Here is an 11,658-nt window from a genome sequence, read left to right on the forward strand (position 1 = left end):
TTATAAATCATGCCCCGACTAGACAATCCTAATTCTAAAGATACTTGATCGGCTACTTCGTGATTAAAAAGAACTCTTCTGATAGCTTTCTCCTTAAATTCAACTGAGTAGTTTGTATAACCAGTATCAAGAATCTCTATCCCATGGCGTTCTACTAACGTAATTAGATAAAACAAGTTTGCCCGATTTACTCCATATTCCTTAGTTGCCTGGTTAGCTGATATATTATAATTTTTCCAATTATTGTAAATATCAATTTTATCTTGTTTGGATAATTTAGACATAAATAAAAACCTCGAAATTCTTGTCCGAATTTCGGGGTTCATATCATTTTATCCATGCTTTTCATTTTGAGATTATGGCTATTAGTTATTTACTCTAATGTCTCCATCATCACTATTTGCAGTTAAAACATTTTTACTATGTAAATTGTGTTGATAGGAGCCACCATCATCATCGTTATAATTGTGACGGCGATAGGTAACATCTCCATTATCGGAATTCAAATCCACGCCTGAAGCGTTACATTTTTTGATTGAAATATCTCCATCGCTAGACGTAGCTTTGAATCCGGTGACCGAGCTTAATTGATCGATTTGTACATCCCCATCGTCAGAGCTAATAGAACCATTTACTACATTAAAGCTGTTAGCATTAATATCTCCATCGTCACTGTGAAGGGCTAGTTTCTTGGCGTTCACTTTTCCGTAACTAGTAATATCTCCATCATCGGTGTTGACTTTGATTTTAGTTAATTGCTTTTTAGGCAGGTAGATGGTCAGATAATTATCTTCGCTACTGTTAATATTGATTGAAAAATGATGATGATTACGAATGATTAGTTTGCCGTCTCTAACTTTGACTAGGGGCTTTATTTTTTTACCGCCGTGGTAGACAACCTTAGGGTGATTGCTTGCCTGTAAGTTGAAATCTAATAAATTTACATTGGCATCAATTTTATTGAAGTTTTGCCAAGTCATGGTTTCCTTAATCGTTGGCCCTAAATTAGTGTAGTGGTGCGGGATGAATCGACAACCGGATAGGGTAATTAATATTGTGAACAATAAGGTGATTAAAAAGCTTCGTTTTTTCATTTTTAACTCCTAGTAAAAAGATTCGATAATGTTAGAAATAGCATCACCGATTAATGGTAAAAGGATAAGGATGATCCACCAATATTTTGCTAAAAAGTCCCAGAAGTTCAGATGAGTAGAAGGTGATTTCTCTAGAACAACTTTCTGAACATTCTTTTCTTTACCTAAGATCAACTTATCTAGAGAGATATCGAATAACTCACTCATGGTTACTAAGCGATCGATATCTGGTAAAGAACCGCCTTTTTCCCATTTAGAAACTGATTGACGAGAAACATTTAATTTTTGTGCAAGACTATCCTGCGTTAAGTTTGCATTTTCACGATAACTTTTGATGCGTTGACCAATTGCTTGAATGTCTATCATTCATTTTCACTCCTCGTTTGAAAATTCATAATTTAATCTTGGCTTTTTTAGTTAAAAATGTCGAGCAAATGTTGGCTGAATCTTGTCAAATGGTGTTTGCTTTTTGTCAACTTGGGCTATTTTGATGAAAAAGAATTGAATTTAATGGACAAACAAACTAATCAGCAGCAATACCATCATGATCCAAATAGCATCGAGCAGATAAACTAGGATTTTAATCCAGATCTTTTTGTACAATTGACCAGTTTGAAAAAGAAAGTATAAAGTTAATCCAGCTAAGATAATTCCGATAGTGGTGCTAGATGTACTGTGTCCATTTAGATAGAAAAATATGCCCGTAATAGCAGATAGTATTAAAGTTCCAATGATCCAAAGGGATTGTTTATTTAATTTCATGATTGTACCTCTTAAAGTGTGTTTCATGTGAAACTACCTATATTTCATTATAAAGAAAAAAACTCATTCTTAACTAAAAGAATGAGTCATAGTTCTATGCTATAAATTCGTCACCAAGAAGAAAACGATAAACACCACAAACAGGATGTACATCATCGGCGTTACTTCCTTGTAACGCTTAGAAGCGATCATCGTAATTGGGTAAGCAATCAAGCCTAATGCCAAACCATCAGAAATTGAGTAGGTCAATGGCATCCCTACCACAGTCAAAAATGCAGGGAAGGCAATCTCAAACTTCTCCCAATCAATCTTCTTCAAGTTGCTGGCCATGAGCACGCCTACGATAATCAAGGCTGGAGCCGTAACAGTAGTTGGAATAACCTGCAATAATGGACTGAAAATCATACTAATAATGAAGAAAATACCAACAAAGATAGCAGTCAAACCAGTACGACCACCCATAGCGATGCCGGCACTTGATTCAACTGAAGTACCAAGAGGAGCAGTACCAAACATGGCACCTTCAACCATGGCAGTGGAGTCGGCTAAGAAGGCACGACCAATCCGTGGGATCTTACCGTTTTTATCAACCATGCCAGCTTGTTCAGTCATCCCGATCAAGGTACCAGCAGTATCAAAGAAGGTAACCAGCAGGAAGGTTAAAACGATCATCCAAAGTTGAGCGGTATTGATATCTTTAATATGAAAAACAGCTTGACCGAAGGTTGGTGCAATACTTGGCGCACCTGAGATGATGCCGTGTGGCAATGGAATTTGACCGATGACCATGCCAAAGATAGCAGTGATAATCATGCCGATAAAGATGGAGCCAGGTACTCGCAAAGCCATTAAGATGACGGTAAGAATTAAACCGAAAAGAGTAATCCAAACAGCTGAATTGCTGAACTTGCCCAAAGTAACTAAAGTGGAATCACTGTTGACGATTAACTGACCATTTTTTAAACCGATAAAGGCAATGAACAAACCGATCCCGGCAGAGATGGCATATTTCATGTCCTGGGGAATAGCGTCAACCACGATTTCACGCAGTTTAAAAATTGTGATTAAAATAAATAAAATTGATGCCACAAGAACGGCAGCTAAGGCTGTTTCCCAGGAAATTCTCATGCCGACACAAACGTTATAGGCAAAGAAGGCACCAGAGCCTAAAGTTGGTGCTAAAGCGATTGGGTAATTAGCGATGAAACCCATCAAAAAACAACCAATTGCAGTAGCGATTGCGGTAACGGTGAAGGCTGCGCCTTTAGGGATGCCGGCTGCGTGTAAGATGTTTGGGTTAACAAAAAGAATGTATGATAGTGAAACGAATGTGGTCAGTGCGGCGATTAATTCGCGTTTCACATTCGTGTGCGCTTCTTCTAAGTGAAAAAATTTGTTTAAGACTTGCAATTTTTCCTCCAACCTAATAAATGAAAAAAGGACACAGTTTACCCAAAACTATGGGTAAAAGATGTCCTTTAAAATTATGACCTTCTAACACCTATAGTCCTGAATTTATGGTTCAGGGTAGATACTGTCGACCTTATTTCGACGATATATAGATAAGTTAATTGTTAAATATTCTAGCAGAAATTTATCATATACGCAAATGGACATAAAAAAGCAAGTAGCTTTAAGACTACTTGCTTATCGATAAATTATTTAATTGATTCTATTTAAAATTCAAGACAAAGAAGTAGATTACAAAGACGATAAACAGAATCCACATCATTGGCGTGATCTGCTTGAACTTCTTAGCAGCAATCATTGAGATTGGGTAAACTACAATTCCCCAGCCTAGACCGTCGGAGATGGAGTATGTAAGAGGCATTCCCAATGCAATTAAGAAACATGGAATAGCAATTTCAAGGTTAGTCCAGTGAACATGAGCCAAGTTTTCAGCCATCAATACGCCGACGATGATTAAGGCAGGAGCGGTAACTTGAGTAGTAAAGATGCTCAAAATTGGTGAAAAGATAGTGGAGATAATAAAGAAGATACCGACCCAAACTGCGGTTAAACCGGTACGTCCACCAACGGCGATGCCGGCGCTTGATTCAACGAAGGCACCAACTGGTGAGGTACCAAGAACAGAACCAACCAGCATACCAGATGAGTCGGCAGCTAAGGCTTGACCCGCACGAGGCATTTTATTGTTTTTCATCAGACCAGCTTGCTGAACTAAACCGATCAAGGTACCGGTAGTATCAAAGAAGGTAACTAGTAAGAAGGTAAAGACAACCACCCACATCTGAACGGTATTGATGTCACTGATGTGGAAGACAGCTTGACCAAAGGTTGGGGCAATGTTTGGCACAGATGAAACGATACCTTTAGGCATTGGAATTTGACCAATAACCACACCAAAGATCGCAGCAATAATCATACCAATAAAAATGGCACCTGGAACGCGGGCAATCATCAAGAAGATGGTGACAATCAAACCAAAAATGGTGATCCAAACAGTTGGGTTATTAAGACTGCCAATAGTAACCAAGGTTGAGTCACTGTTTTGAATTAAATGTCCACCTTGTAAACCGATGAAGGCGATGAATAATCCAATCCCGGCTGAGATCGCATATTTGATATCGGCAGGAATGGTATCGATGATCATTTCACGTACCTTAAATACAGTAAGCAAAATGAACAAAACTGAGGCAACCAAAACGGCAGCTAAAGCAGTTTGCCATTTTACCTTCATCCCCAGACAAACTGTGTAGGTGAAGAAGGCGTTCAATCCTAAAGTTGGTGCAGAAGCAATAGGGTAGTTGGCCACTAGCCCCATGACGATACAGGTAAAGGCTGCTGATAATGCCGTGACCGTAAATAACGCGCCCTTGTCCATGCCACTTGCGCCCAATACGTTGGGGTTAACAAACAGGATGTATGACATACTTACAAAAGTAGTCAGGCCTGCTAGAAATTCCGTCTTAAATGAAGTCTTATTCTCATTTAAATGGAAAAAATTGCTGATAGAATTCATGTATTCCTCCAGATTGAGATAAATGTTCGCTAAATATCCGCTTATATTCTATAAACTAAGGAAATTTGGGAAATAAAGTTACTAAATACCGAATAATCAATTTAAATTATAAAGAAATAATTAACTATTTCAAGTGAAAATAGTGAATTTGTTCGATTTTTATTAATGAATGCGCATTCATTTTTGATAAAATGAGTTAAACTAGTTAAAAATTTGGAATAATGATATGATTGGTCTTGATCTTGAAAAAGAATATGGAGGTTTTGTGATGAATGATAACCGAATGAATTATACAATTGACAAACAAATGCAATTTCCGTTGATCGATATTGAGCTTGAGCCAAGTGAAAAGGTATATATTCAACGTGGCAGCATGGTTTATCATTCCCCAAGCATTAAGCTGAATACTAAGGTAAATGCTTCAGGTTCAGGAATCGGCAAATTGGTTCGCGCTATGGGACGTTCGATTTCATCAGGAGAAAGCTTTTGGATTACTGAAGCGCAAGCACATAAGGAACTAGGACATTTAGCGATTGCTCCTGGATTGCCAGGTGAAGTGCTGCCTTTAAATTTAGGTGAAAAACAATACCGGATCAATGATGGGAAGTTTTTAGCTATGGACGGTTCAGCCAGCTATTCAATGAAGAAGCAGACTCTAGGGCGCGCACTTTTATCTGGTACGGGTGGCTTTTTTGTTATGACGACTAGTGGCGATGGCGTTGTTCTATGTAACGCCTATGGTTCAATTAAGAAAATCGATTTGAATGATGATGAAATTACAATCGACAATAATCACGTTGTAGCTTGGTCAACTGACTTGAAGTATGATATCCATTTTGAGAGCGGCTTTGTTCAATCGATCGGCACTGGCGAAGGAGTGGTTAACACTTTCAAAGGTACCGGCGAGGTATATATTCAAAGTCTGAACTTGGAAACTTTCGCTAAGAAAATAGATGATATTTTACCAGGTGAAAAATAATTCCCCAGGAAATAAATGATGTAGCGTAAAATTCACTGCATCATTTTATTTTTGCAAAAATCACTTGACCTTAACCTTGCGTAAAACCGTATATTGACAGTAGGAGGTGAAAGTAATGCCAGAAAAATATTCTATTGGTGAGGTAGCTAAAAAGCTGAATATGACGCCGCGTGCAATTCGTTTTTATGAGCAAAAGAATCTAGTAAATCCGGATTCAATTGGCGAAAATGGTTATTGCTATTATGGAGAAAAGCAGCTGCAGAAGTTAGAATTGATCAACTATTTGCGTTACTTGAATTTCTCTATTAAGCAGATTAAACAACTGCTTAGCGATCAAAATAGCGCTGAATCAATTCATTTATTAATTCAAGACCAGATTCGAGCAGATGAAAATGAAATTGCTACATTGCGCCAACATCAAAAGCAATTAAAACGTTTAGCCAATACGGTGGTTGCGCGAAAAATAGGTTCAGATAATATGATCGGCATTGCACAAATTATGAGAAAAGAAGCAAGGTTAACTAGTCTGAGAAGAAAAATGTGGTTATTTGGCTTAGGAATTCTTTTAATTGAAGTGGTAGGTATTATTAGCGCCCTTCAATTTAAGGAACTGGATAACTTAAGCGCGATGACCGCCAGTATTATAGTGATGCTAATTTTAGTATTTGGTCTAACTGCTTTTGTGACCAAGTTTTACTACAATCAGGTGGAGTATATTTGTCCTAACTGTGAGACCAAGTTTATTCCTAGCTTAGGGAAATTCATTTTTTCACCACATACGCCTAAGTTTAGAAAATTAGAATGTCCTAATTGTCATCATAAATCATATTGTTTAGAAATTGCTCGTTAATATTTCCTGGGTAATATAAAAAGAACTAGTCGACAAAACTAGTTCTTTTTAGTTATAAGATTTATTTTTTAGAAATTCAAAACCCATAAGAAGATCAAGAATACTACGAACAGTACCCACGTCATTGGGGTGATTTCCTTGCCACGCTTAGCAGCAAGCATACAAATTGGGTAAGTGATCATTCCCCATGATAAACCATCAGAAATTGAGTAAGTAAGTGGCATCCCTAAAATGATCAAGAATGCAGGTACCGCAATTTCTAACTTGTTCCAGTGAATGTGTGCAGTATTTTGAGCCATCAAGACACCAACAATGATTAAAGCTGGAGCAGTAACTTGGCTAGTGAAAACGCCAAGCAGTGGACTGAAGATCATTGAGATCAAGAAGAAGATTGCTACAAAGACAGCAGTCAAACCGGTACGACCACCAACAGCGATACCAGCACTAGATTCAACGAATGCACCAACTGGTGAGGTACCAAGAATAGAACCAACGGCCATTGCACTTGAGTCAGCGGCCAAAGCCTTACCAACACGAGGCATCTTGTTGTTCTTCATGAAACCGGCTTGTTGAGCTAAACCGATTAAGGTACCGGCAGTATCGAAGAAGGTAACCAATAAGAAGGTTAAAACAACAACCCACATTTGGACAGTATTGATATCTTTAATGTGGAAGACTGCTTGACCAAAAGTTGGAGCCAAACTTGGTGCGGTAGAAATAAACTTGTGTGGCAAAGCAATTTGACCGGTGCAAATGCCGAAGATGGCTGCTAACACCATGCCGATGAAGATAGCACCAGGTACGTTTAAGATCATCAAAATAACAGTGACTAATAACCCAAAGATTGTTACCCAAATCAAAGGATTATGCAATGACCCTAAACCGACCAAGGTTGATTTGTTAGCCACGATCATTTTACCGTTTTGTAAGCCCAAGAAGGCAATGAACAAACCAATACCTGAAGAAATAGCATACTTCAAGTCAGCGGGGATTGAATCAATGATCTTTTCTCTTAATTTGAATAAAGTAATCAAAATGAAAATAATTGAAGCAACGAAAACGCTGGCTAAAGCGGTTTGCCATTTAACGTGCATCCCGACGCAGACAGTGTAAGCGAAGAATGCGTTAATCCCTAAAGCTGGTGCTTCACCGATTGGGTAGTTAGCGACAATCCCCATGATTGCCGTACCCAACGCACTAGCTAAAGCAGTGGTGGTGAAGACGGCACCGGTATCCATACCACTGGCACCTAAAACGCTGGGGTTAACAAATAAAATATAAGACATACTGATAAAAGTAGTTAAACCAGCAATAAATTCGACTTTAACACTGGTCTTATACTTATCTAGTTGAAAATAGTTTTTAATAAAATTTATTATTCTCTCCAATAGAAATGTTCGTGTTTTTACTCCCTTAGAACAACTCTTATACTTTATCATTCATAAACAGATTTGTAAACGCGAATTATAAATAAAATTAGGAGGTAAATCAGTCTAAATTACAGATAAAAGTAAATAATTACTAAAATTGAATTGGCTTTCATTATTAATTTACTAGCATTATCCTAAAATGTAAGAAATATTAATTATCAAAAGAATAAAGGTGAAAAAATGTCCGCAAAACTTATTTTTTCAGATATCGATGGTACGTTGATTAACGATGATTTGCAGGTAATGCCCAAGACGCGAGATGCAATTCGCCAGCAGATTATCAAAGGTAATATTTTTATTCCGGCTTCGGCACGTTTACCTAAAGGTATAATGACGGCAGTGGGACAGATTCTGGGAGTTTGTCCGATGATTGCCTATAATGGCGCACTAGCACTGGATGAGACAGGAAGAGCATTAATTACGCGCTTCTTTGATGCAAAAAAAGCGGCTGAAATTTGTCGTTATGTTGATAAACAACAGAATGGTTCAGCCTGGAACATTTATAGCGGCTATGTGTGGTATTGTGCACAAGAGAAGAGTTCCTTAATTAAACATGAAGAAGAAATCGTTAATGTTAAGGCAACGCCAGCGAAGATTGATCAAATCGAAAAATTACAGGGCGTACATAAAGCATTAATTATGGGTAAACCGCAAGAGCTTGATCGTATGCAAAAAGAATTGACTGAAAAGTTCCCTGATCTTAGTTTTGTTAGATCATCTAAGACGCTGCTTGAAGTGGTTTTAAAAGGCGTAAGCAAAGCGAGTGCGGTTAAAATTTTAGCCCAGGAATACAAGGTGCCGTTAGAAAACTGCATTGCCTTTGGTGATAACTACAATGATGAAGAGATGCTAGAAGAAGTGGGGCAGCCATTTTTGATGGGCAATGCACCAGATGAATTAAAAGAGAAATTTGGCGCAGGGCATGTCACGCTCGATAACAATCATGACGGGATTGCTCAAGTTTTAGCAAAAATAGAATAAAGAAAAAAGCATAGAAATTTCTATGCTTTTAATATTTTCCGGGAAATTATGCTTCGACTTGGATATTGGTAGAACCGTTCCAGTCTTCTGGCAATTTGCCCATTTCTTTTAATTTAGCAGTAATTTGATCAAGCACAACTTGCTTGTCATCTGGATTGGCCATGAAATCAAGCTTATCGCCATCAATTTCCATCTTAGGGGAATAATCGTAATTATCATACCAAGGCTTGTAGTAGCGCAACAAACGCTTGTAGTAGTCTTCTAGAGTTGAATCATAGCTCAGCTGCTCATAAGGACGACCACGTTTTTGAATTCGTTTAATCATTGTGTCATATGAAACATTGATATGCACCAACAAATCAGGATTCTTCTTTGGCATCCGTTTTAGTTCGCCCATCATATTATGCAAAAGCTCATAATAAGTGTCGACTTCTTCGGAGGTTGCACGGCCAATATCGGCGTTCATTTGGAAGAAAAGTGCATCTTCATAAATAGAACGATCTAGCACGTTATTATCTTCGGTTAAAGCCGCCTTAATGCTGTGAAAGCGCGTGTTTAAGAAATATACCTGCAATAAGAATGCGTATTTTTTAGGATCGGCATAGAAAAGTGGCAAGACAGGATTGTCATCGACACTTTCGTAAAATGGCTTGGTTCCTAAATAGTTAGCTAAAATACCTGTTAAACTGGATTTACCGGCTCCAATTGGCCCGCTTAAAACAATAACTGTCATCACGTTCCTTCTTTTTATTTTCTCTTATAAGTTGCCAACTTCGTGCAGCTTCTCGTCGATTTCTTTTAATACTTCTTTTTGAGCATCCATGTTAGTGACGAAATCCAGCTTGTCACCGTTGATTTCCATCTTCGGTGAAGCATCGTAATCGTCGTACCATGGCTCGTAGTACTTGAGCAATCTGGCATAGTAATCTTTCAAACCCGGATCAGTGCTAATCTGTTCAAATGAGCGGCCACGCTTCTTAATGCGGTGAAGCATGGTATCAAGTGAAACATGAATATAGATAAGCAGGTCTGGCTTTTTGCTAGGGTTGCCCGGAGTATCTTCCATCATATTTTCAAGCAAGTCATCGTAGATCTTGAATTCGGTTGGATCAGCGACTTTGCTGTCGGCGTTCATCTTGAAAAAGAGCGCATCTTCATAAATTGAACGGTCAGAAACACTGTTTTTATCTTGAATAGCTTGGTTAATCTGCGCTAAACGGTGGTTAAGCAAATAGGTATTAAGCAGAAAGGTATAACGCTTCATGTCTTTATAATAAAGCGGCAAAACAGGGTTGTTATCGACGCCTTCATAAAACGCTTGCGTACCTAGATGTTCGGCTAAAATACTGGTTAAACTGGATTTACCGGCTCCAATTGGCCCACTTAAAACAATAACTTGAATCACATTCCTTCTTAAATACCAGATATAGACAATTAATAAGTTTAATACAATATATTGTGGCACACAAGCAATTTTTAAAATCTGTTTCACGCCTAAAAGTCAAGCGGATAAATCAAAAAAGGCTAAGCAATTTGCTTAACCTCTTTCGTTAAAATAAATTTTGTTTTTAGTTCTTGTACTTGTCATCTAATTCTTGGGCTGCAGCCTTGTCGACGATCACCGTTACGTCTGGGTGCTTTTGCAAAATTGATGCAGGAACATCTTCGGTAATTGGGCCTTCAATCATTTCTTTGACAGCATGAGCTTTCTTTTCACCAAAGGCCATTAAAACGATCTTCTTAGATTGCATGATGTTGGCAGTACCCATACAGATAGCACTCTTTGGTACTTCGTCTTCATTGTCGAAGAAACGAGAGTTGGCCTTAATCGTGTTTTTGGTTAATTTAACTTCATGAGTACCAATGTCAAATGGCGTGCCTGGTTCATTGAAGGCAATGTGACCGTTGCGGCCGATGCCGAGTAATTGAATGTCGATCGGATTTTCCTTGATAATTTGGTCGTATTGCTTGCAATATGCAGCAACGTCCTTAGCCATGCCATCAGGAACATAAGTCTTCTTGAATGGCTTCTTATCAAATAAGTGTTTTTGCATGAAGTAGTGGTAGCTTTGAGGATTGTCTGGTGTTAAGCCAACATATTCATCGAGGTTGATGCTAGTAAGATTCTCGCAGTTAAGATCGCTTTTTACCCAATTTTGGTAAAGAGTCTCAGGGGTGGAACCGGTAGCCAAGCCTAAGGTCTTTGCGCCGTCCTTAATCCCTTTTTCAAAAATCTCAAATGCCTTTGCTCCACCTTGAATTTTGTTTTCAGTAACAATAACTTTCATAATTTAAGTCCTCCTCATTCAATGGTCTAGTCCATTATAAAATGGAATAGACCATTTTGTCAACTAAGTGTATAATTTTTTGCGGTAAGTTGAATAAATAATTAAAAAAGCTCAAATCCTTTGAAATTAGACTTGAGCTAAAACAAAAAGACCAGTAGTCTGATGTTAACAAAAAAAAACACATTAGAAGCTGGTCTTTTATGGAATCTATTATAACTGATATCGTGAAAATTATTAAGTCTGAAAATAATGTTATTGCTCGTGAAAAGGCATTAATGTGCTACTTCTTTG

12 protein-coding genes, 1 pseudogene and 1 riboswitch are annotated in these 11,658 nt (G+C 38.0%); of the genes and pseudogenes, 3 read left to right on the plus strand and 10 right to left on the minus strand.

The window, feature by feature from the left end:
• The 6 genes and pseudogenes from BLP58_RS10565 to BLP58_RS10590 all read right to left on the minus strand — a co-directional run.
• Positions 1-284, minus strand: a pseudogene (locus tag BLP58_RS10565) (IS3 family transposase); the annotation flags it as partial.
• An 81-nt stretch (positions 285-365) separates the two neighbouring features.
• Positions 366-1,094: a DUF4097 family beta strand repeat-containing protein gene (locus BLP58_RS10570; RefSeq protein WP_013854943.1), complete on the minus strand. Its 729-nt coding sequence runs from the start codon at positions 1,092-1,094 to the stop codon at positions 366-368.
• Between the two features lie 9 nt (positions 1,095-1,103).
• Positions 1,104-1,460 (minus strand): helix-turn-helix domain-containing protein, encoded by a 357-nt coding sequence (locus BLP58_RS10575; RefSeq protein ID WP_013854944.1) that lies wholly within the window; start codon positions 1,458-1,460, stop codon positions 1,104-1,106.
• 141 nt (positions 1,461-1,601) lie between these two features.
• On the minus strand, positions 1,602-1,856 hold the full coding sequence (locus BLP58_RS10580) for a hypothetical protein (RefSeq protein ID WP_025084295.1): 255 nt from the start codon (positions 1,854-1,856) through the stop codon (positions 1,602-1,604).
• Between the two features lie 99 nt (positions 1,857-1,955).
• Positions 1,956-3,266, minus strand: a complete 1,311-nt coding sequence (locus tag BLP58_RS10585; RefSeq protein WP_013854946.1) for an NCS2 family permease — start codon at positions 3,264-3,266, stop codon at positions 1,956-1,958.
• A gap of 74 nt (positions 3,267-3,340) precedes the next feature.
• Positions 3,341-3,438: riboswitch (purine riboswitch) on the minus strand.
• 90 nt (positions 3,439-3,528) lie between these two features.
• Entirely contained in the window at positions 3,529-4,839 is a 1,311-nt protein-coding gene (locus tag BLP58_RS10590) for an NCS2 family permease (protein ID WP_013854947.1), read from the minus strand.
• Positions 4,840-5,107: 268 nt separating this feature from the next.
• Here BLP58_RS10590 and BLP58_RS10595 point away from each other — a divergent pair, with 268 nt between their 5' ends.
• Together BLP58_RS10595 and BLP58_RS10600 are read left to right on the plus strand one after the other, a co-directional pair.
• Positions 5,108-5,818, plus strand: coding sequence for a TIGR00266 family protein (locus BLP58_RS10595; RefSeq protein ID WP_025084294.1), 711 nt, complete (start codon positions 5,108-5,110; stop codon positions 5,816-5,818).
• A gap of 115 nt (positions 5,819-5,933) precedes the next feature.
• Positions 5,934-6,668: a MerR family transcriptional regulator gene (locus tag BLP58_RS10600; RefSeq protein WP_013854949.1), complete on the plus strand. Its 735-nt coding sequence runs from the start codon at positions 5,934-5,936 to the stop codon at positions 6,666-6,668.
• Positions 6,669-6,736: 68 nt separating this feature from the next.
• Here BLP58_RS10600 and BLP58_RS10605 read toward each other — a convergent pair whose 3' ends face one another.
• Positions 6,737-8,044 carry an NCS2 family permease gene (locus BLP58_RS10605; RefSeq protein ID WP_025084293.1) on the minus strand — a complete coding sequence of 436 codons (1,308 nt, stop codon included), beginning with the start codon at positions 8,042-8,044 and terminating at the stop codon, positions 6,737-6,739.
• A 234-nt stretch (positions 8,045-8,278) separates the two neighbouring features.
• On the opposite strand from BLP58_RS10605, the gene BLP58_RS10610 reads away from it, so the two are divergent.
• Complete coding sequence (locus tag BLP58_RS10610) at positions 8,279-9,079, plus strand: Cof-type HAD-IIB family hydrolase (protein ID WP_013854951.1); 801 nt, start codon at positions 8,279-8,281, stop codon at positions 9,077-9,079.
• Between the two features lie 46 nt (positions 9,080-9,125).
• Here the strand turns inward: BLP58_RS10610 and BLP58_RS10615 are convergent, their stop codons facing one another.
• The 3 genes from BLP58_RS10615 to nagB all read right to left on the minus strand — a co-directional run bounded on the left by BLP58_RS10615 (position 9,126) and on the right by nagB (position 11,367).
• Entirely contained in the window at positions 9,126-9,812 is a 687-nt protein-coding gene (locus BLP58_RS10615) for a deoxynucleoside kinase (protein WP_013854952.1), read from the minus strand.
• Between the two features lie 24 nt (positions 9,813-9,836).
• A complete protein-coding gene (locus BLP58_RS10620) occupies positions 9,837-10,484 on the minus strand; it encodes a deoxynucleoside kinase (protein WP_013854953.1) in 648 nt (215 codons plus the stop codon).
• 163 nt (positions 10,485-10,647) lie between these two features.
• The gene (gene nagB / locus BLP58_RS10625) at positions 10,648-11,367 is read right to left on the minus strand and encodes a glucosamine-6-phosphate deaminase (protein ID WP_013854954.1); all 720 of its coding nucleotides are present in this window, start codon (positions 11,365-11,367) and stop codon (positions 10,648-10,650) included.
• Positions 11,368-11,658 lie beyond the last annotated feature (291 nt).

The sequence above is a fragment of the Lactobacillus kefiranofaciens genome (assembly GCF_900103655.1).
Taxonomy (GTDB): Bacteria; Bacillota; Bacilli; order Lactobacillales; family Lactobacillaceae; genus Lactobacillus; species Lactobacillus kefiranofaciens.